This window comes from Bradyrhizobium sp. HKCCYLRH1034 (assembly GCF_051168375.1).
GTDB lineage: Bacteria > Pseudomonadota > Alphaproteobacteria > Rhizobiales > Xanthobacteraceae > Bradyrhizobium.
In genome coordinates this window covers 176,978-197,575 of sequence record NZ_JBNPUW010000012.1, presented here as the reverse complement: position 1 = coordinate 197,575, position 20,598 = coordinate 176,978, and the positions used below count along the sequence as shown (strand labels likewise).

General features: G+C 66.4%; 20 protein-coding genes and 1 tRNA gene. 4 read left to right on the top strand and 17 right to left on the bottom strand.

Annotated features, from left to right (window positions below; all coding sequences use genetic code 11):
* The first annotated feature begins 49 nt into the window (after positions 1 to 49).
* Entirely contained in the window at positions 50 to 1,609 is a 1,560-nt protein-coding gene (locus ACQR0W_RS26090; protein ID WP_315752909.1) for an oleate hydratase, read from the top strand.
* 528 nt (positions 1,610 to 2,137) lie between these two features.
* On the opposite strand, the gene ACQR0W_RS26085 is transcribed toward ACQR0W_RS26090, so the two are convergent.
* From ACQR0W_RS26085 to ACQR0W_RS26045, 9 genes are all read right to left on the bottom strand, one after another.
* Positions 2,138 to 3,019, bottom strand: coding sequence for an AraC family transcriptional regulator (locus tag ACQR0W_RS26085; RefSeq protein ID WP_315752910.1), 882 nt, complete (start codon positions 3,017 to 3,019; stop codon positions 2,138 to 2,140).
* Between the two features lie 101 nt (positions 3,020 to 3,120).
* Positions 3,121 to 3,996: a class I SAM-dependent methyltransferase gene (locus ACQR0W_RS26080; RefSeq protein WP_315711465.1), complete on the bottom strand. Its 876-nt coding sequence runs from the start codon at positions 3,994 to 3,996 to the stop codon at positions 3,121 to 3,123.
* A 187-nt stretch (positions 3,997 to 4,183) separates the two neighbouring features.
* Positions 4,184 to 4,261 (bottom strand) — tRNA-Pro (locus ACQR0W_RS26075).
* 205 nt (positions 4,262 to 4,466) lie between these two features.
* A complete protein-coding gene (locus ACQR0W_RS26070) occupies positions 4,467 to 5,030 on the bottom strand; it encodes a MerR family transcriptional regulator (RefSeq protein WP_315752911.1) in 564 nt (187 codons plus the stop codon).
* Between the two features lie 135 nt (positions 5,031 to 5,165).
* Complete coding sequence (locus ACQR0W_RS26065) at positions 5,166 to 5,522, bottom strand: integration host factor subunit alpha (RefSeq protein ID WP_315711462.1); 357 nt, start codon at positions 5,520 to 5,522, stop codon at positions 5,166 to 5,168.
* Positions 5,523 to 5,654: 132 nt separating this feature from the next.
* Positions 5,655 to 6,629: a beta-ketoacyl-ACP synthase III gene (locus tag ACQR0W_RS26060; protein WP_316172052.1), complete on the bottom strand. Its 975-nt coding sequence runs from the start codon at positions 6,627 to 6,629 to the stop codon at positions 5,655 to 5,657.
* Positions 6,626 to 7,687, bottom strand: a complete 1,062-nt coding sequence (gene plsX, locus ACQR0W_RS26055) for a phosphate acyltransferase PlsX (RefSeq protein WP_315752912.1) — start codon at positions 7,685 to 7,687, stop codon at positions 6,626 to 6,628. Before plsX ends, ACQR0W_RS26060 begins: the two co-directional genes overlap by 4 nt.
* A gap of 319 nt (positions 7,688 to 8,006) precedes the next feature.
* Positions 8,007 to 8,633, bottom strand: a complete 627-nt coding sequence (locus ACQR0W_RS26050) for a YceD family protein (protein WP_315827201.1) — start codon at positions 8,631 to 8,633, stop codon at positions 8,007 to 8,009.
* Between the two features lie 4 nt (positions 8,634 to 8,637).
* The gene (locus tag ACQR0W_RS26045) at positions 8,638 to 9,174 is read right to left on the bottom strand and encodes a ubiquinol-cytochrome C chaperone family protein (protein WP_315711454.1); all 537 of its coding nucleotides are present in this window, start codon (positions 9,172 to 9,174) and stop codon (positions 8,638 to 8,640) included.
* A gap of 129 nt (positions 9,175 to 9,303) precedes the next feature.
* On the opposite strand from ACQR0W_RS26045, the gene ACQR0W_RS26040 reads away from it, so the two are divergent.
* The 3 genes from ACQR0W_RS26040 (at position 9,304) to ACQR0W_RS26030 (ending at position 12,233) form a co-directional block, all read left to right on the top strand.
* Positions 9,304 to 9,765 carry an outer membrane protein assembly factor BamE gene (locus ACQR0W_RS26040; protein WP_315711452.1) on the top strand — a complete coding sequence of 154 codons (462 nt, stop codon included), beginning with the start codon at positions 9,304 to 9,306 and terminating at the stop codon, positions 9,763 to 9,765.
* Between the two features lie 156 nt (positions 9,766 to 9,921).
* The gene (locus ACQR0W_RS26035; RefSeq protein WP_315752914.1) at positions 9,922 to 10,929 is read left to right on the top strand and encodes a Bug family tripartite tricarboxylate transporter substrate binding protein; all 1,008 of its coding nucleotides are present in this window, start codon (positions 9,922 to 9,924) and stop codon (positions 10,927 to 10,929) included.
* A gap of 221 nt (positions 10,930 to 11,150) precedes the next feature.
* Positions 11,151 to 12,233: a DUF2336 domain-containing protein gene (locus ACQR0W_RS26030; protein WP_316172053.1), complete on the top strand. Its 1,083-nt coding sequence runs from the start codon at positions 11,151 to 11,153 to the stop codon at positions 12,231 to 12,233.
* Between the two features lie 85 nt (positions 12,234 to 12,318).
* On the opposite strand, the gene ACQR0W_RS26025 is transcribed toward ACQR0W_RS26030, so the two are convergent.
* The 8 genes from ACQR0W_RS26025 to glyA form a co-directional block, all read right to left on the bottom strand.
* Positions 12,319 to 14,439: a sodium-translocating pyrophosphatase gene (locus ACQR0W_RS26025; RefSeq protein ID WP_434840838.1), complete on the bottom strand. Its 2,121-nt coding sequence runs from the start codon at positions 14,437 to 14,439 to the stop codon at positions 12,319 to 12,321.
* A gap of 201 nt (positions 14,440 to 14,640) precedes the next feature.
* The gene (gene thiL / locus ACQR0W_RS26020) at positions 14,641 to 15,633 is read right to left on the bottom strand and encodes a thiamine-phosphate kinase (RefSeq protein WP_316191343.1); all 993 of its coding nucleotides are present in this window, start codon (positions 15,631 to 15,633) and stop codon (positions 14,641 to 14,643) included.
* A 187-nt stretch (positions 15,634 to 15,820) separates the two neighbouring features.
* Positions 15,821 to 16,327 (bottom strand): transcription antitermination factor NusB, encoded by a 507-nt coding sequence (gene nusB / locus ACQR0W_RS26015; protein ID WP_315711446.1) that lies wholly within the window; start codon positions 16,325 to 16,327, stop codon positions 15,821 to 15,823.
* Between the two features lies 1 nt (position 16,328).
* Entirely contained in the window at positions 16,329 to 16,820 is a 492-nt protein-coding gene (gene ribH, locus ACQR0W_RS26010; RefSeq protein WP_316193073.1) for a 6,7-dimethyl-8-ribityllumazine synthase, read from the bottom strand.
* 182 nt (positions 16,821 to 17,002) lie between these two features.
* On the bottom strand, positions 17,003 to 17,611 hold the full coding sequence (locus ACQR0W_RS26005; protein ID WP_316193074.1) for a riboflavin synthase: 609 nt from the start codon (positions 17,609 to 17,611) through the stop codon (positions 17,003 to 17,005).
* Positions 17,611 to 18,762: a bifunctional diaminohydroxyphosphoribosylaminopyrimidine deaminase/5-amino-6-(5-phosphoribosylamino)uracil reductase RibD gene (ribD, locus tag ACQR0W_RS26000; protein WP_316193075.1), complete on the bottom strand. Its 1,152-nt coding sequence runs from the start codon at positions 18,760 to 18,762 to the stop codon at positions 17,611 to 17,613. The genes ACQR0W_RS26005 and ribD overlap by 1 nt, the downstream gene beginning before the upstream one ends.
* Positions 18,759 to 19,244, bottom strand: a complete 486-nt coding sequence (gene nrdR / locus ACQR0W_RS25995) for a transcriptional regulator NrdR (protein ID WP_006612773.1) — start codon at positions 19,242 to 19,244, stop codon at positions 18,759 to 18,761. Before nrdR ends, ribD begins: the two co-directional genes overlap by 4 nt.
* Positions 19,245 to 19,258: 14 nt before the next feature.
* Complete coding sequence (glyA, locus tag ACQR0W_RS25990) at positions 19,259 to 20,563, bottom strand: serine hydroxymethyltransferase (protein WP_434840839.1); 1,305 nt, start codon at positions 20,561 to 20,563, stop codon at positions 19,259 to 19,261.
* Positions 20,564 to 20,598 lie beyond the last annotated feature (35 nt).

Below are 20,598 nucleotides of genomic sequence, written 5' to 3'. Positions count from 1 at the left end.
CACAGCGGCTAAGCCCCGGATCGTAGCACACGATCCCGGGTGAACCATCATGAAGGCGTATTTCATCGGCAGCGGCATCGGCGCATTGGCCGGCGCGGCATTCCTGATCCGTGACGGCGGCGTCGAAGGCCGCGACATCACGATCTTCGAAAAGCACCTGCCCTATGGCGGCAGCCTCGATGGTGCGCGGCTGCCCGACGGCTCCTATTCGCTGCGCGGCGGCCGCATGCTGACGACCGATCACTACGAGTGCACGTGGGACCTGCTCTCCACCATCCCCGATGCCGGCGATCCCAACCGCACCGTGCGCGACGAGACGATCGCCTTCAACAAGGTCCATGTCGCGCATTCGCAGGCGCGCCTCGTCGACCGCAACCGGCACAAGGTCGACGTCTCGACCATGGGCTTCACCATGCAGGACCGTCTCGAATTGGTGCGGCTGACCGAGGCCTCCGAGGAGAAGCTCGGCAACTCCCGCATCACCGACTGGCTGTCGCCGCCGTTCTTCACCACGAACTTCTGGTTCATGTGGCAGACGACGTTCGCGTTCCAGCCCTGGCACAGCGCGGTCGAGTTCAAGCGCTATCTGCATCGCTTCATGAACGAGTTTCCGCGCATCGAGACGCTGGCTGGCGTCAAGCGCACCGTGTTCAATCAGTACGACGCGATCGTCGTGCCGCTCGTCAAATGGCTGGAGGGCCGTGGCGTGAATTTCGCTGGCGGCGTCGACGTCACCGACATGGAGATCGCGACGGAAGCCGGCAAGCACGTCGTCAAGCGCCTGATGCTGGATCGCAACGGCCAGCCGGAGACGATTGCGCTGTCGAGCGACGATCTCGTCTTCCTGCAGAACGGCTCGATGACGGACGCGACCAGCCTGGGCACCCAGGATGCACCGCCGCCGCGGCTCACCAAGCAGGACAGCCAGGGCTGGACGCTGTGGGAGAAGATCGCGAAGGACCGCCCCGATTTTGGCAATCCCGCGGCGTTCAACTCATCGATACCGGAATCCTGCTGGGAATCGTTCACCGTCACCTGCCGCAATCCGCGCTTCTTCGACGCGATGGAGGCGTTCAGCGGCAACGCCGCCGGCACCGGCGGGCTCGTCACCTTCACCGAATCCAACTGGCTGATGTCGGTCGTGCTGTATCACCAGCCGCATTTCGTCGATCAGCCTGCCGACGTGCAGGTGTTCTGGGGCTATGCGCTGCATCCCGATCGCATCGGCAATTTTGTGCCGAAGGCGATGGCCGATTGCGGCGGCGCCGACATTCTCAAGGAGCTCTGCGGCCACCTCAACTTCGATCTCTCGGTGTTCGACCAGGCGACCTGCGTGCCCTGCCGCCTGCCCTACATCACCAGCATGTTCATGCCGCGCAACAAGGCGGACCGGCCGCTGCCGGTGCCGGCGAACTCGAAGAACCTCGCCTTCGTCAGCCAGTTCGTCGAGATCCCCGACGACGTCGTGTTCACGGTGGAATACTCGGTGCGCGCGGCGCAGATGGCGGTCTATCAGCTGCTCGGCATCACCCGGGCGATCCCGCCGATCACGCGCCACGACAAGTCGTTCCGCGTGCTGATCGAGACGATGGAGAAGGCCTTCGCATAACGCCTCTCGCATCGGCAAGAACGAGCGCGCCCGGATCAGTCTCGATCCGGGCGCGCTTTCCGTCTCGCGAGGCACAGATGCGCCTCGATCCTTGTTGCGTGAATTGTCAGTAGCCGAGCAGTGCGAGACCGACCCAGCTGACGGCAAACAGCGATACCACCGAGGTTGCAGCGGCGAAAACGGACAGCGAAACTTTCAAAGTCCTGAGGACCATACGCGCCTCCTTCAACGACAATGAACAGCACATCGGGGTGAACCCCGATGTCAGTCTGAAATTTCCTGGAACCGGCTCCACAACGAGCCGAACACAGGTTTGGTGCGCGCGTGCGCGCAAAGGTTCAATGTCAGGGTGTGGGGCCTCAATTGAGCTGCTCGATCGTTAACGGACATGGCCGATCGCGGTTCCCGAATGGAACAGGAATCGCTCCAACGAAGGCCCCTCTCCCCTTCAGAGCCGCCTTCTGCGGGGCTCGAAGGTTGAGAAGGCTCCTGGCTGCAAGTTTTTAGGATGGATCCGGCCGTCAGGCGCTATTTCAGCGGCAGGAACAGGTCCGCAGCCATTTCGTGCTCGGGAACCTCCGGGAAGAAGTTCAGCCGCTGGCAATAGATCGGGAAGTCACGCGCCTCCTCGCCGCTGGCCGGAAGCCAGTCGCGATAGAGGAACAGCGCGGCCGGCTCCAGATTGTGGGTGTTGCCGACGACACGCAGCACCGCGCAGCGTCCGCCGGGGATCACGCCGGCCCTGATTGTCGCGTCCTGCGTTTCGACCGGCTGGTCGGTCCCGACACAAAGGTCCACGCTGTAGTCGGCAGGCGAGGCCGGGCGACGCTCGGAGCGCCAGACCGTGAAGGTTGGATTGGCTCGGGGATGTAGGCCGGCGGCCTTGCGCCAGGCGATGAAGCGCTGGATCGTGGCGCCGAGCGTGGCCGGGTCGCCGCGATGCTCCATGATCGCCACCGGCGTGGTCGGCACCTCGCGAATCGTCACGTCGTCAGGGGTATAGGTCGTCCGCATCAGCTTGCTCCTTGCGTCGTCGAGAGGCCCGAAGGCCGCAAGCCACGGCTCCCAGTCGGGAGATTTCCGGAACGATGACGGCGATTGCCCGAACCGTTGCCGAAAGGCGCGGGCAAAGGCGTCCGGCGCATCGTAGCCGGCCTCCATCGCGACCTCGGTGACGCTTTGGGCATCGCTGTAGGCCAGCTGATAGGACGCCCGCTTCATGCGGGCGAGCTGGATGTAGCGATTCACGGACAGACCGAAGGTCGCCGTGAACTGCCGGTGGAAATGATATTTCGAGTAGGCCGCGATGCTGCTCAGCGCGTCCAGATCGAGATCATCCTCCAGATGCCGGTCGATATGATCCAGCACCCGCTGCATCCGCGCATGGTAGTTTCGCAGCGCCGCCTTCATCGTTCCGTGCTCCGTGGCGGCTGCAGCTAAGCGCAGGCGGACATGACGCGCTCGACCGATCTTGCGACTTTGTCACGGGACGCAGTGATCAAGACCGACTTTCACGGATCGACGGCCGTCACGGTCCAGAACGAAGCGGGCACCATGACGCCCGGGCCCTTGGCGTAGCGCGCCAACGCCTTCCTCACGGCGGCCGTCGCGGCCTCCACCGCCTCGGACGACTGCCCGGCCACGGCACGGCCGGCGGGCCCGATCGCGAGAGCCGTCTGCACCGCGCTATCGAGGCCGGCGCCCGCGCCGAAGTCGAGCGCGACGTCGTGACGCTCCAGCCGGATGCGCCGCAGCCCGGCATCGGTCGTCACCTTCTCCATCCACTCGGGAGCACCGAACGCGAAATCGTCCGGCGCGTGCGGCGGCAAGCCCGGCAGCTTCGGCACGTGGTCATAGGCCGCCTGCAGCGGCTCCAGCGCCCACGGGTTGTCGCGCAGCTCGCCCCAGCAGGCGAACGCGACGCGCCCCTCCGAATGCAGCGCATTGCGGATGTTGAGCACGGCGCGCACCGGATTGGCGAAGTACATGACGCCGAGGCGCGAGATCACGAGATCGGCGCTCGCGGCCTTGAAGTGGTGCACCATGGCGTCGCCTTGCACGAAGCTCACCGGCGCATCGGCAGGGGCGAGCTCGTGGGCCGCGGTCAGCATGGCTGCGGACACGTCGAGGCCGAGCACGCTGCCGCCGGGGCCGACCTTCTCGGCCGCCGCGATCAAGGTCGCCCCGCAACCGCAGCCGATGTCGAGCACCCGTTCGTCCGCCTGAATTGCCGCGCGCTCCAGCAGCGCCTCCTGCACCGGCGCCAGCAGCGCATCGATCTCGGCGCGGCGCGCGACCCAGCGCCCGCCGCCCGCACCGTTCCAGAAGGCGATCTGCTCGGCGTTCTCGAAATGCCCAAAGGAGATGTCGGCGACGGCGGCGTCCATGAGGGAAGTCTCGGCAACAAAGTTCACAAATGAAACGAGCCGGCTCGAACAGTGTCCAGCGGCGCCCAGTTCGGGGAGTTTAGGGGGCGGTCTGCAGCTTGAAAAGCCAATCTCACGGACGAAGCGGTCGTGGCAGGTGCGCGCAAAACCGCATCGGCCGACGTCAAATACAGCGATTTGAGAAAAATGGTCGGAGCGGCGGGATTTGAACCCACGACCCCTAGTCCCCCAGACTAGTGCGCTAACCGGGCTGCGCCACGCTCCGATGGCCGTTCCTCTAGCCGTGATCGGGGCGGGATGCAAGGCGCGGCGGGAGGGTTTCATAGTGTGATCGGATGGAGCGGAGATCGTGGCCCTCCGCCCCCTTCCAGAACGGTGGAGAGTGCACAGCCGACTCGCGGCGCTCGGCGTGGCTCAATGCAACGGACACCTGCCGCCATGCTGGCGCATTCTGACGACCAGCCCCGCCCTCAGACTTCCCTCATCGCCCGGTCGAGCAGCGCGCGGCAGTCGACCAGCTCCTTGAGCACGCCCTGGAGCTTCTCCCGCTCCTCCGGCTTCATGCCGGCGCGGGTCGGTGGGCCGACGCGAAAGGTGTCGAGAATGTCGTCCTCGGTGTCGACGAAGCGGAAGTCGATGCCCTCCTCGTCGGAAGCCTCCTCCTCCTCGTCCTCCGATTCGACCTCGGCCTCGCCGATCGGCTCCTCTTCCATCATCGCCTGGCCGAGCGTCTCCTCCATCGCGCCAAACGAGACCGCGGCCGAGCTGTCGGCCAGTCCCTGGACCGATTTGACGCCGTGCTCCTTCAGGATGCGCTGCACACCCTTGATGGTGTAGCCTTCGCCATAGAGCAGACGCCGGATGCCCTTGAGCAGGTCGACGTCGTCGGGCCGGTAATAGCGCCGGCCGCCGCTCCGCTTCATCGGCTTGATCTGGGCGAACCGGGTCTCCCAAAACCGCAGCACGTGCTGCGGAATGTCGAGCTCCTGCGCGACCTCGCTGATCGTCCGAAACGCATCCGGCGCCTTGTCCAAATGCCCGTTCCCCTTCGACCGTGCTGACAAGAAAGTGGGAGACTACGCTGAAAAGACTGGACGAACTGTACGCGGGACGAACGATACGCGTTCGACACGGCCCTGCCGACATGCGGCGGGGCGACGGCCTCGGCCCTAATCCGGCTCGGCGCCGAACTCGGCGCTGGCCTCGCCGTTCATCTTGCCGCTGCCCTGCTGGCCGTTGATGCGCTGCTTCAGGATCGCGGACGGCTTGAACACCATGACCCGCCGCGGCGAGATCGGCACTTCCGTGCCGGTCTTCGGGTTTCGTCCGATGCGCTGTCCCTTCTTGCGCACCATGAACGACCCGAAGGACGATAGCTTGACCGTCTCGCCGCGCTCGAGGCAGTCGGTGATCTCCTTCAAGACCAGCTCGACGAACGCAGACGACTCCGTCCGCGACAGTCCCACCTTCTGGTAGACTGCCTCGCAGAGATCGACGCGTGTGACTGTTTTTCCGGTTCCCGCCATCGCCTGCCCCAAACTCACGGCGAATAATTCGCTCCGGAAATTAAGAGGTTAAGCGGCGGTGGTCAACAGCAGCGTGAATAGAAGTACAGGCCGTAGTGCCAATCTCAGGCGTAATCCCGCCGCGCGGCAGGCTCACCAGCGCACCAAAGCCGAGCCCCAGGTAAAGCCGCCGCCCATCGCCTCCAGCAAGACCACGTCGCCCTTCTTGATGCGGCCGTCCTTGACGGCCACGTCGAGCGCCAGCGGGATCGAGGCAGCGGAGGTATTTCCATGCCGATCGACCGTCAATACCACCTTCTCCGACGCGATGTGCAGCTTGTGCGCCGAAGCGTCGATGATTCGCTTGTTGGCCTGGTGCGGCACGAACCAGTCGATGGTCTCGGCCGACAGGCCGGTGGCATCGAAGGCGTCGACGATCACGTCGGTGATCATGCCGACGGCGTGCTTGAACACCTCGCGGCCTTCCATCCTCAGATGCCCGACGGTCTGGGTCGAGGACGGACCGCCGTCGACATAGAGCTTGGCCTTGTGACGGCCGTCGGAGCGCAGATGCGTGGTCAATACGCCGCGATCGGCTGCCGTGCCGCCCTGCTCCTGAGCGTCCAGGATCAGCGCTCCGGCGCCGTCGCCGAACAGCACGCAGGTGGTGCGGTCGTTCCAGTCGAGGATGCGCGAGAAGGTCTCGGCGCCGATCACCAGCGCGCGCTTGAACGAGCGGCTGCGCAGGAAATTGTCCGCGGTCGCGAGCGCATAGACGAAGCCCGAGCACACCGCCTGCAGGTCGAACGCCGCGCCATGATGGATGCCGAGGCCGTTCTGCACGGCCACTGCAGTCGCCGGAAAGGTGTTGTCCGGGGTCGAGGTGCCCAAGACGATCAGATCGATCGACTGCGGATCGACGTCGGCCGCGGCCAACGCGGCACGAGCCGCGTTGATCGCCAGATGCGAGGTGAACTCGCCGTCGGCTGCGACGTGGCGCTCACGGATGCCGGTGCGCTGCACGATCCACTCGTCCGAGGTCTCGATGCGGCTTGCCAGCTCGGCATTGGTCACGACCCGCTGCGGGAGGTACGAGCCACAGCCGAGCACGACCGAACGAATTGTCACGAGACAGCCTCCTGGGCGACGGGTTCGGACGCTGGCGCGCCGCCGTCGGGATTGAGTGTTTGATTGATCTTGGTCAGGAGATCGTAGCGGGCCATCTCATAGCCAACCCTGACCGCCGAGGCAAAGCCCTCGGCATCGGTTCCGCCGTGGCTCTTGACCACCATGCCCTTGAGGCCGAGCACCACGCTGCCGTTGGATTTGCGCGGGTCGAGCCGGGCCCGCAAAGCGGCGAAGGCGCCGCGGGCCAACAGATAGCCGATCCGGGCAAGCCAGCTCGCCTGGATCGCGCCGCGCAGGAAATCCGTGACCTGGCGGACGGTGCCCTCGGCCGTCTTCAAGGCGATGTTGCCACTGAAGCCTTCGGTCACGACCACGTCGGCGGCACCCTTCCCGATGCCGTCGCCCTCGACGAAGCCGATATAGTCGAGCTGCGGCAGGTTCATCGCGCGCAGCTGCTCGGCCGCCTCGCGGATCTCCTCATGGCCCTTGATCTCCTCGACACCGATGTTGAGAAGGCCGACGGTCGGCCTCGGCTTGTTGAACAGCACGCTCGCCAGCGCGCCGCCCATCACGGCCAGCGCGACCAGGTGGTGGGCATCGCCGCCGATCGTTGCCCCGAGGTCGAGCACCACCGATTCGCCGCGCGCGGTCGGCCAGATCGCGGCCAGAGCCGGCCGGTCGATCCCGTCCAGCGTGCGCAGGCAGAAGCGCGCCATCGCCACCAGCGCGCCGGTATTGCCGGCGGACACGGCGACGTCGGCCTCTCCCTTCTTCACCGCCTCGAGCGCGAGCCACATCGACGAGGTCTTGCGGCCGCGCCGGAGCGCCTGGCTCGGCTTGTCCTCCATGCTGACGGCGACATCGGTGTGAATGACGCGCGAGACCGCCTTCAGCCGCGGATGCCGGTCGAGCTCGGGAACGATCTTGGCACTGTCGCCGAACAGCAGAAACTCTGCATCCGGATGGCGGCTCAGCGCGATCGCGGCACCGGGGATGACGACGGCCGCGCCGAAATCCCCGCCCATGGCGTCCAGCGCGATTCGAACCTTTTGAGGCATGACGTCCCGGAAACCTGATCTCGAGCTTTGTCTCGTCTTGGCCTTGACTTGGTTGGCCGTGTTTGGCGGTCGTTCAGAGGCATTGCGCGGCCGATGGACGGGCCAGAGGCCGTCCGGGCCTTTTCGTCGCACCCCGACCCGGGCGCGACAATAGCGTCTCTCCGTGTCGAAACAACCTCCCGGGAGCGATGCATTTTGCAACCGCCGCGCCGGGCCGGGGCCGGCAGGGACCCGCCTTTGCCATCGAAATCAGCAGCTTGAGAGGATTTCGAGAGGCTTTGTGACAGGATCGATCGTTTCCGGCCTGCCCAACGGCGCGTCAATCCTCACCCGTTTTCTTCGCTTTGACCGCGCCCGGCCCGGCGGCATCTGCCGATTTCAGCGCCTTCAGCGCCGCGAAGGGATGGTCCTCCGGCTCGGCGGCCGCAGCCACCGGCTGCTCGAACACGGCGCCCGGCTTGCGCGGATAGGGATCGATCCCCAGGAGCAGCGCGTCGGCGGCGAGCCGGCCGAGATCGATCTGCCCGCCGATGATCGGCTCCGGCGGATCGGCCGTCTCCACCTCGCTGTTGGGATCGTCCTCGACCAGATCGGCAAGCTCCGGAATCTGCTCCGGCGGGGCGAACATCTGGTCGATCGGCTCGTCGATCTCGATCTCGATCGGATCGAGCGTGACGACGCAGGTCTGACCGATCCGGGCCTGCACACGGCCCTCGACATGCACCTTGCCGTCCCGCTTCTGGACGACGTCGAACGAGGCATGGGCCGAGATGACCTCGCGCAGATCGGCAATCGCGGCGAGCGCGTTGCGCGTGGCCTCGTCGGCCTCGATCTCGCGATGCAGGCCGGCATCCGGAATCTGCGCCACGATCACCGGCGGTGCCCGCCAGGGGTCCTTGGAAGGGTCTCGCGCCGTTTCGCGCGAGGTGTCTCTGTCTCTGGTCATGTCGCTAGTCCTGCTGAACCGGCCGCGGGAAGCTCCAGCCGGCGCCGAGCAGCCTGTTGTCGTCGAGAGCGGCGAGGTGCGCGGCCACCCGCGCCGCATAGGCGGCAAGTCCGGCCGCGCTGTCCGGATGCTCCCCGTTCAAGATATTCTTCTGCAATGCGTCCGCCAGCCGGGCCTCGCTCTCGGACCAGGCAAGGTCATAGGCGGCGGTGCGGCCATAGAACGCCTCGCCGAACTTCTGCATCCGCTTGGGCACGGTGAGATCCCCCACCCCCATCTCGCGCAGATTGTCGTCCATGTCGTCGCAGAACCGGTCGAACAGCGCCTGCGACAGGTCCGATCCCACCCCGCGCAGCCGCCGCAGCACCAGCCAGAGGTGCAGAATCAGCAGATCGAACCGCCCATCGACCGTGTCAGGGACATTCAAGTGTCTATAAAACAACGGGTCTCGGGTTTGTGCCACGATCGTGCCATAGATCGGCTCGATGGTCCCGCGCGGGGACGGTCGGGATTTCCTGAGATGGTTGAATGGCCAGAGCATGACGGTTCCGCGGTCGAGTTTCCCTGACCCTGTTCAGGGGCATGTTGCAATCCGCAAGTTTGCCCGGTACGTCAACGCCCTGCCCGACGCAAGGGGACGGGATCCGATCTGAAGAAGATGACCCAGACAATGCGAACGACTGCCCGCCTGCTCTCCCGTGGCTTGAGCTCCCGTCTGCGCACCCTTGGTGCGATCGCGCTGACCTGCCTGGCGCTCGGCGCCTGCACCGGCGAGCAGTTCCAGAAGGGCTACATCATGCCGCCGGGCGCGCTGGAGCAGATCCCGATCGGCGCCAGCCAGGACCAGGTGCTGATCGTGATGGGCACGCCCTCGACGGTGGCGACACTCGACGGCGAGGTATTCTACTACATCTCCCAGCGAGCCGAGCGCCCGGTTGCCTTCATGAACCAGAAGGTGGTCGATCAGCGCGTCATTGCGATCTATTTCGACAAGAACCGCCAGGTCCGCCGCCTCGCCAATTACGGCATGAAGGACGGCAAGATCTTCGACTTCGTCAGCCGCACGACGCCGACCTCCGGCCAGGAGCTCAGCTACCTGACGCCGCTGTTCAAGCTGCTCAGCTTCAACTGATCCGGGCCCGATCGCCGCGGTCCGGAATATGTTTCCGGGTGACGGCACAAAGCCGGTGAACTGCGCTGATTGGCGCAGCTCGTGCGCCATTCGCCTGCTTGCTCTGGCGCCGCAATCTTCCCTACCCTGCCGCAAAACACAGGCAGGGAGGAATCATTGGCTCTTCGTATCGCGCTGTCGCGCCGCAAGCTGCTGTCCGGAGCCGCCGCGCTGTCCACAGCCGCCATCCTGCCGCGCGCGAGTCTCGCCGACTGGCGTCCGACCGAGACGGTCAAGCTGATCGTGCCCGCCGCGCCCGGCGGCAGCACCGATGTGATGGGACGCTTGCTGGCCGCGCATCTGCAGACGGCGTGGGGACAATCGGCGGTGGTCGAGAATCGCTCCGGCGGCGGCGGCACGATCGGCGCCGCCGAGGTCGCGCGCAACACCAAGGGCGACGGCCATACGGTCCTGATCGGCAACCCCGGTCCCAACGCGATCGCCTATTCGATCTTCCGCAACCTCGCCTACAAGCCGGATCAGTTGCAGGCGGTCTCCAACATGATCCGCATCCCCAACATCGTCTCGGCGCATCCCTCGACCGGCCTCAAGTCGATCCCGGAGCTGATCGCTTTTCTGAAGGCCAATCCCGACAAGCTGAACTACGCCTCGTCCGGCGTCGGCCAGAGCCCGCATCTGACCGGCGCCTGGTTCCTGCAGCTCACCGGGCTGAAGATGACGCACATTCCGTTCCGCGGCGCCGGCCCGGCGCTGCAGGCCGCCCTCGCCGGCGACATTCAGATTCTGTTCGATAATCTGTTTCCATCGCTGCCGCAGGTGCAGGAGGGCAAGCTGACTGGCCTGTGCGTCACCACGCCGGAACGCAGCGCCAATGCGCCTGACCTGCCGACGATGCGCGAAAGCGCGCCGGAGCTGGCCAAGTTCGACGTCTCGTCCTGGTTCGGCGTATTCCTGCCCAAGGCCTGCCCGCCCGAGATCGTCAGCGCGCTCAACCTGCAGGTCAAGGCGATGCTGGAGCGCGAGGACATCCGCAAGAATATCGCCGCGATGGGCGCGCGGGCCGATTACGGCACGCCGCAGCAGTTCGGCGACTTCGTCCAAGCCGAGACAGCCAAATTCGCGTCGATCATCCAGAAGGAAGGCCTGCAGATGGACGTGAAATAGCCCTGGGCCCGGCGGCGCCGCGTCTCGGCGGAGCTTTGGAATGGGGGGGGGCGTGGTGTAACGGCACCTTAAGCGGGATGATGCGATACGTGGCGGCCGCGTGTCTTTGATCTGGTTGCGAGATACCGTCGGCGGATGCCGGGCCGACAACCTCGCGTGGATGCGGTCCGATCATCGTCCGAGGGGCAGGCGTCGGCGTCGTCCATCGCGTGAGCCGTGCCTTGCCCAACAGCGTCCTCCATCAGCTCGAAGACATTCTCGCCAGCCGCTACGTCTCCCGGCGCGCCGAGATCCTGGAGCGCGTCACCGACCTGTTCGTGGTGGGCTCCGGCAAGTTCAACGAAGAACACGTCGATCTGTTCGACCACGTGCTGTCCAAGCTGCTCGACAATGTCGCCATTGCGGCGCGGGCGCAGCTCGGCAGCCGGCTCGCGGTCCTGCCTGATGCACCGCCGCGGCTGCTCCGGCTGCTCGCCAGTGACGAGACGATTGCGGTGGCCGGTCCCGTGCTGCGCCGGAGCGACCGGCTCGACGACGAGATCCTGGTTGCGACCGCGCAGACCCAGGGCCAGGAGCATCTGCTCGCGATCTCCGACCGCAAGATCCTCACCGAATCCGTCACCGACGTTCTGGTCGATCGCGGCAATCAGGCCGTCGTTTCGAACACCGCCAACAATGGCGGCGCGCGCTTCTCCGATCACGGCTTCTCCGGCCTGGTGACGAAGGCGTCCGACGATCCCGGCCTCGCCTTGAAACTCTGGAGCCGGCCCGACAGCCCGCGCGAGGTGCTGGTCCGGCTGTTCGTCGAAGCCTCCGACGCGGTGCGCAGCCAGCTCGCCAGCGCCGACGCGGCGCGGACCGAGATCGTCGAGCTCGCCGTGGCGCAGGCTTCGGATCATCTGCATGCCGCCGCGCGGACACGCTCGGCCGACTTCGTCACCGCCAGGGACTATGTCGAGCTGCTGCACGCGACCGGCCAGCTCCACGAGGCGCAACTGCACGGCTTCGCCAAGGAAGCCAGCTTCGACAAGGTCACGCTGGCGCTGTCATTGATGTGCAAGCTGCCGCTCGACGTGGTCGAGCGCGCCTTCGTGCGCAACCAGCCGGACCAGCTCCTGGTGCTCGCCAAGGCGCTCGACTTGTCCTGGGTCACGACGACGACGCTGCTGTTCATGCAGGCGAGCGCCAGCGGCAGCGCACGCCCACAGCTCGACCAGCATCTGGCGAGCTTCTCGCAGCTGCAGCCGCGCATGGCGCAGAGCACGTTGCAGAGCTATCGGACGCGGCAGCGCGCGGCCGAGTAGCAAACAACCAAACAACACAGCCTCATGAAAAGACCCCGCGGCTCGCGCCGCGGGGTCTTCGCTCGTCAAGACGCGTCGGCGCGCCTCAGTGCGCGAGGATCGCCAGCAGCAGCAGGGCCACGATGTTGGTGATCTTGATCATCGGATTGACGGCCGGGCCGGCCGTGTCCTTGTAGGGATCGCCGACGGTGTCACCGGTGACCGCCGCCTTGTGCGCATCCGAGCCCTTGCCACCGTAGTGGCCGTCCTCGATGTACTTCTTGGCGTTGTCCCAGGCGCCGCCGCCCGAGGTCATCGAAATCGCGACGAACAGGCCGGTGACGATGACGCCGAGCAGCATGGCGCCGACGGCCGAGAACGCCGCCGACTTGCCGGCCGCGCCACCGCCCGCGATCGCGTAGATCAGGAAGTACACGACGATCGGCGACAGCACCGGCAGCAGCGAGGGGATGATCATCTCCTTGATCGCCGCCTTGGTCAGCAGGTCGACCGCCTTGCCGTAGTCAGGCTTGTCGGTGCCCTGCATGATGCCGGGCTTCTCGCGGAACTGGCGGCGCACCTCCTCGACGATCGCGCCGGCGGCACGGCCGACCGCGGTCATGCCCATCGCGCCGAACAGATACGGCAGCAGGCCGCCGAACAAGAGGCCAACCACGACGTAGGGGTTGTTCAGCGAGAAGTCCGGCTTGATCCCCGCGAAATAGGGATGGTGCGCCGAATCCGCGATGAAGAACTGCAGGTCCTGGTTATAGGCCGCGAACAGCACCAGGGCGCCGAGACCGGCGGAGCCGATCGCGTAGCCCTTGGTGACCGCCTTGGTGGTGTTGCCGACCGCGTCGAGCGCGTCGGTCGACTTGCGGACCTCCTTGGGCAGGCCGGCCATTTCGGCAATGCCGCCGGCGTTGTCCGTCACCGGGCCGAAGGCGTCGAGGGCGACGATCATGCCGGCCAGCGCCAGCATCGTCGTGGTGGCGATCGCGATGCCGAACAGGCCGGCGAGGCTGTAGGTGACCAGGATGCCGGCGATGATGACGATCGCGGGCAGCGCAGTCGACTCCATCGAGATGGCGAGGCCCTGGATCACATTGGTGCCGTGACCGGTGACCGAGGCGGCCGCGATCGACTTCACCGGGCGGAAGTCGGTGCCGGTGTAGTATTCGGTGATCCAGATGATCAGGCCGGTGACGACGAGGCCGACGACACCGCAGACGAACAGCGCCGTGCCCGTGTAGTCGACGCCCTCGAGCTTGCCGAAGCCGATCAGCCACCCGATCGCCAGCGCGACGCCGCCGAGCGAGAGCACGCCGGTCGCGATCAGGCCCTTGTACAGCGCGCCCATGATCGACTGGCTGGCGCCGAGCTTGACGAAGAAAGTGCCGGCGATCGAGGTGATGATGCAGATGCCGCCGATGGCGAGCGGCAGGGTCATCATGTTCGCCAGCAGCGACGACTTGGCGAAGAAGATGGCCGCCAGCACCATGGTGGCGACCGCGGTCACCGCGTAGGTCTCGAACAGGTCGGCGGCCATGCCGGCGCAGTCACCGACATTGTCGCCGACGTTGTCGGCGATGGTCGCGGGGTTGCGCGGATCGTCCTCCGGGATGCCGGCCTCGACCTTGCCGACGAGGTCACCGCCGACGTCGGCGCCCTTGGTGAAGATGCCGCCGCCGAGACGGGCGAAGATCGAGATCAGAGAGGCACCGAAGCCGAGCGCGACCAGCGCGTCGATCACGGTGCGGCTGTCCGGCGCGAGCTTCATGAAGCCGGTGAGGATGCCGAAGTAGATGGTGACGCCGAGCAGCGCGAGACCGGCCACGAGCAGACCGGTGATGGCGCCGGCCTTGAAGGCGAGCTCCAGGCCGCCGGCGAGCGAGGTGATGGCCGCCTGTGCCGTGCGGACGTTGGCGCGCACCGACACGTTCATGCCGATGAAGCCGGCCGCGCCGGAGAGGATCGCGCCGATCGCAAAGCCGATCGCGACGAGCATGCCGAGGAAATACGCAAGGAGCACGAAGATCACGACGCCGACGATTCCGATCGTCGTATATTGGCGGCGAAGATAGGCCTGCGCGCCCTCACGCACCGCCGCCGCGATTTCCTGCATGCGCGCATTGCCGGCGTCCGCGCTGAGCACCGATTGTGTGGCCCAGATCGCATAGACGATCGACAGCGCTCCGCAGAGCACGATCACCCATAAAGCTGACATTTAGTTTCCTCGGCTCTTTGCTTGTTCTAACTACGTCACGCCGCGATGGTGCGACGCACGCCCCCTGTCAGGCCGCTCCGGGCGGAGCCGCCTCGAACATATGAAGCTTGCCAAAATAGCCATGATGACGCAACGCCGCGACGCCTGAACCGCTCCAAATTCAGACGCTTCTTTGGTCGCATTGTGCGGTGCAAATAGGTGTCAGAAGTGGCTGAAGGACAAGCGCGTCAGTGTGACGGGACGGCCCTGCCCGTCCAGGAAGCGCGGGGCTCGCGCCCCTTCGACGATGGCGCCGATGTCGGTGACGGCAACGCCCGCCGTCTCGGCTGCAGCACGGAACGCTGCGCATTGCGCTGCGGGAACAGTGCAGAGGATCTCGTAATCGTCGCCGCCGGAGATCATGCTTTCCAGCTGCGCGGCTCCGACAGCAAGCAGCTTCGCCGCTGCCGGCGATCGTGGAATGTCGGACAGCGCGATGTCGGCGCTCACGGAAGAGGCGGCGCAGAGCTTGGTCAGGTCGCCTGCGAGGCCATCAGAGACGTCCATCGAGGCGGTCGCGCAGTCTCGCACGGCCGCGGCCAGTGCATTGCGCGGCTGCGGCGTGCGATAACGGCCGATCAGCATATCCCGCGCGGCGGCATCGTCGGCCAGCGCCGCGGCCTCGGCTGTGCCCGTCAGGATGCGCAGGCCGAGCAAAGCGTCGCCGATGGTCCCGGTCACCATCACCCGGTCGCCGGGGCGCGCGCCGAAGCGATGCACCATCCGGCCCCTGGGCACCCTCCCCCAAGTCGCGATCGAGATCATCACGGGACCGGGCGTCGACACGGTGTCGCCGCCGAGCAGCGGACAGCCGAACGCCGCCGCGTCCTCGCCGAGGCCACGCGCGAACTCCGACAGCCACGCGTCGTCCTTCTCGCGCAGCGCCAGCGTCAGGACGAAGCCGGCGGGCACCGCACCCTTGGCGGCGAGATCGGACAGGTTCACCCGCAGCGCCTTGCGCGCGATGGTGTCCGGGGGATCGTTGGCGAGATAATGGACGCCTTCGACGATGGCGTCGGTCTTGACGACGATGTCGTCACCATTGGCCGGAATGATCGCGGCATCGTCGACGAGGCCGAACGCGCCGGGGTCGGTCGCCAGCGGCTTGAAGTAGCGGGCGATCAGGGAATCTTCGCCGGAGGCGTCGTGAGTCACGCGCTCGTCCCCCACACCCTGCTGTCATCGCCCGGTCGCGCCGGGCGATCCAGTACGCCGCGGCCCTTCCCTATCCCTTGAACGTCTCTGGAATACGGGATCACCCGCCGTCGCGGGTGATGATAGTCGAGGAAAGAGACTGGCATCGCGCCGGTTCGCAGCGATCGTGCTCCGGCGCCGCGCATCGCTACTTCGGCCCCATCTCGTCGGCGCGGTATTGCCGGGCGAGTTGCTCCAGCACCGCATTCACCATGCCGGTCTCGTCGCGCTCGACGAAAGCATGGGCGATGTCGACATATTCGGACACGACGACCCGCGCCGGAATGTCCTTGCGCCGCTCCAGCTCATAGGCGCCGGCGCGCAGCACCGCGCGCAGGATCGCCTCGATCCGCTGCAGCGGCCAGCCGCGCTCCAGCGCCGTATCGAGCACCGGATCGATCTTGGTCTGGTCGCGCACCACGCCGGAGACGATGTCGCGGAAGAACGCAGCCTCGGCCGGCAGATACTGCTCGCCCTCGACCTCGTTGCCGAGCCAGTGGCTCTCGAACTCGGCCAGGACGTCGTTGATGCCGGCGCCTGCGATGTCCATCTGGTAGAGCGCCTGCACGGCGGCGAGACGGGCGGCGCCACGGCGGTTGGCCTTGCGGTCGCCGGCACGGACCGGGCCCTTGAATGGCTTGCTGCTCTCGGCCATGTCAGCCTCGCGCCAGACGGCGTTTGATGCGCAGCACGGCGAGCGCGGCGCGGGCGGCATCGCCGCCCTTGTTCATCTCGGAGACGCGGGCGCGCGCCCACGCCTGGTCCTCATTGTTGACGGTGAGGATGCCGTTGCCGAGCGGCAGGCCGCGCGCCACCGACAGATCCATCAGGGCTCGCGAGGATTCCTGCGACACGATCTCGAAATGGATTGTGTCGCCACGGATGACGCAGCCGAGCGCGATCGCCGCATCATAAGGCTTGCCGTTCTTGGCGGCAGCATCGAGCGCAATGGCAATAGTCGCCGGAATCTCCAACGAGCCGGTGACGGTGAGAACATCATAGCCCACGCCCGCCGCCTTCAGCTCGGCGGTGGCGCCCTCCAGCAGGGCGTCCTGAAGGTCGTCGTAGAAGCGGGCCTCGACGATCAGCGCCCGTGCGCCGGTGATGTCGGTCTGGTCTTTGAGCGGCGCGCGCCGTGCGTCTGCCATGGTTCTGTTTCCATTGTCTTCAGGTGCCTCGCCCCAAGGGAGCGGCCATCCGGCCGCGTCGCGAAGGGCGAGATGAAATCGGCCTCATGCTGCGAGACGACACATCGGCGCCTCCTCGCCATGAGGGCTGGCCTTGTAGGCGCGAGCGCCCGCAAAGCCAAGACGGAAAGCCTCCTTCGAGGCTACTTCATTTCCGTGAGGCGCGCGGCATAGCGCGCCATCAGGTCGACCTCGAGATTGACCTCGCTGCCGGCCTGCCAGGACGACAGCGTGGTGACCGACAGCGTATGTGGAATGATCAGCACCGAGAAGGCCAGTTCGTCGACGGTGTTGACCGTGAGCGAGACGCCGTCGAGGGTGACTGAGCCCTTGGTGGCGATGAAGCGCGCCAGATCCCGCGTTGTCTTGAAAACGAACCGCGCCATGTCCGGCAGGTCGTCCCGGCTGACGATGGTCGCAATGCCGTCGACATGGCCTGCGACGATGTGGCCGCCGAGCTCGTCGCCGATCTTCAGCGCCCGCTCCAGATTGAGCTTGGTGCCGACGCGCCAGTGCTTGGCGGTGGTCAGCGCCAGGGTCTCCGCGGCGGCATCGACCTCGAACCAGGTCTTTCCGTCGGCCACGCCTGACTGCACAACAGTGAGGCAGACGCCATTGTTGGCGATCGACGCGCCATCGGCGATGCCGGCCTGATCATAGTGGCAGGCAATGCGCAGCCGATGCAGCTTTCCTTCGGTCCGCGGCGTCAGGCTGACGATCTCGCCGATGTCGGTGACGATGCCTGTGAACATTAGGCGCGCTCGTAAATCGTAAGGTTGTCCTGATCGAGCGTTTCGCTAGCACGAACGCGATAGGCCGGCGACTGCGTGATTGCGGTCAGCGGCAATGCGTCCAGCGCAGCAATCCCGTCAGCTCCGATCTCGCCGGGGCCGCGCAGGAGCCAGATCTCATCGACCAGGCCGCTTGCCATGAAAGATGATGCGACGCGGCTGCCGCCTTCGATCATCAGACGCGTGACGCCGCGTTCCGCCAGCGCCTTGAGCACGGCCGGCGGCTCCAGCGCCGACGGGTCGGCCTGCGGCGGGACACGGATCACCTGCGCACCGGCGGCGCCCAGCCGGGTCGCGGTAGCCGGCTCGGCCACCTCGGACGCGACGAGCCAGAGCGGCGTCGTGCGCGCGGACTGCATCAATCGGCTCGCAGCCGGAAGGCGGAGCATCGGATCGAGCACGATCCGGACCGGCGAGCGCGCCTCCATGCCCGGCAGCCGGCAGGTCAGCAGCGGATCGTCGGCGATCGCGGTGCGCACCCCGATCAGGAGGGCGTCGCTCTGGGCCCGCAGCAGATGCACGCGGGTCCGCGCTGCCTCGCCGGTAATGGCCACCGGCTTGTTGCCGGCGGCTGCGATCTTGTCATCGGCGGAGACCGCGAGCTTCAGGATCACGTGCGGCCGTCCGTCGCGGATGCGGCGGAAATGGCCGGCATGATCACGCTTGGCGTCCGCCGAGCAGAGGCCGACCTCGACCTGAATGCCCGCGGCGCGCAGCTTCGCATGCCCCTGCCCTGCGACCTCGGGATTGGGGTCCTCGATCGCCGAGACGACGCGGTTGATTCCGGCGGCGATGACCGCGTCCACGCAAGGCGGCGACTTGCCGAAATGCGAGCACGGCTCGAGCGTCACGTAGAGGGTGGCGCCCTTGGCGGCCTCGCCGGCGCGCTTCAAGGCCTCGGGCTCGCCATGAGGGCGTCCACCGGGCTGGGTCCAGCCGCGGCCGACGATCACGCCGTCCTTGACCACGACGGCGCCGACGGCGGGATTGGGCCAAGTCCGCCCCAACCCACGACGGCCGAGCGACAGCGCGAGCTGCATGAAGCGGCGGTCGGCGTCCTTCTGCGCCTTCAGCTTCTCGCCGACCTGATCGACCAGAACCCGGAAGATCATTTGCGGACCGGCGCGAGGCGCGGTGCTTCGTCCTCGGCCGAGAGCTCGCCGAGCACGGCCTCGAAATCCTTGGCCTCGCGGAAATTGCGGTAGACCGAGGCGAAGCGGACATAGGCGACGTCGTCGAGATCGCGCAGATGCTCCATCACGATCTCGCCGATCGCCTCCGAGGACACCTCCGACTCGCCGCCGCTCTCGAGCTCGCGCACGATCGCCGACACCATCTTCTCGACCCGCTCCGGATCGACCGAGCGCTTGCGCAGCGATATCTGCACCGAGCGCATCAGCTTGTCGCGGTCGAACGGCACGCGACGGCCGTTGCGCTTGATGACGGTCAGTTCGCGCAGCTGCACCCGCTCGAAGGTCGTGAAGCGGAAATTGCAGGTGACGCAGACCCGCCGCCGCCGGATCACCGAGGAATCCTCGGTGGGGCGGGAGTCCTTCACCTGCGTATCGAGGCTGTTGCAGCTCGGGCAGCGCATTGTGGCTTCAAGCCTTACTGGTAGATCGGAAACCTGTCGGTCAGCGCCTTCACCTTCTCCTTCACCGCGGCTTCCACCAGCGGCGCGCTACCCTCGGAGGACTGCGCGATCGCGTTCAACACCTCGGCGATCAGGCTGCCGACCTGCTGGAATTCGGCGACGCCGAAGCCGCGGGTGGTCGCCGCCGGCGTGCCGAGGCGCAGGCCGGACGTGACGAACGGCTTTTCGGGGTCGAACGGGATGCCGTTCTTGTTGCAGGTGATGCCGGCGCGGACCAGCGCCTTCTCCGAGATGTTGCCCTTCAGCCCCTTGGGCCGGAGGTCGACCAGCATCAAATGGTTGTCGGTGCCGCCGGAGACGATGTCGAAGCCGTGGGCGCGCAGCGATTCCGCCAGGGCCTTCGCGTTCTCGACGATGTTCTTCGCGTAAGTCTTGAACTCCGGCCGCAGCGCCTCGGCGAACGCCACCGCCTTGGCGGCGATCACGTGCATCAGCGGGCCGCCCTGCAGGCCCGGGAAGATCGCCGAGTTGAACTTCTTGGTGAACTGCTCGTCGTTCCACAGGATCAGGCCGCCGCGCGGGCCGCGCAGCGACTTGTGGGTCGTCGTCGTGGTGACGTGGGCATACGGCACCGGCGAGGCATGGACGCCGCCGGCGACGAGGCCGGCGAAGTGAGCCATGTCGACCAGCAGGTACGCACCGACGCTATCGGCGATCTCGCGGAAGCGCTTGAAGTCCCACGGGCGCGAATAGGCGCTGCCACCGGCGATGATCAGCTTCGGCTTCACTTCCTCAGCCTGCTTCGCCACCGCATCCATGTCGATCAGCTGGTCGTCGCGGCGAACGGTGTAATGCGCGGCCTTGAACCACTTGCCGGACATGTTGACCGGCGAGCCGTGGGTGAGATGGCCGCCGGCGGCGAGGTCGAGGCCCATGAAGGTGTCGCCGGGCTGCAGCAGCGCCAGGAACACGGCCTGGTTCATCTGGCTGCCCGAGTTCGGCTGGACGTTGGCGAAATTGGCGCCGAACAGCTTCTTGGCGCGGTCGATCGCGAGGTTCTCGGCGACGTCGACCCATTCGCAGCCGCCGTAATAGCGCGCGCCCGGATAGCCCTCGGCGTATTTGTTGGTCATCACCGAGCCCTGGGCCTCGAGGACCGCCCGGCTGACAATGTTCTCCGAGGCGATCAGCTCGATTTCGTGCCGTTGCCGACCGAGCTCACCCTTGATGGCGGCGGCGATCTCGGGATCGGCCTCGGCCAAGGTGGCGGAAAAGAAGGAATCGACGGACGAAGCGGGCTTGGCGCTGGAAGCGGTCATCGGCGGAATATCTCCACGTCCGCAAGGCCTTAGGC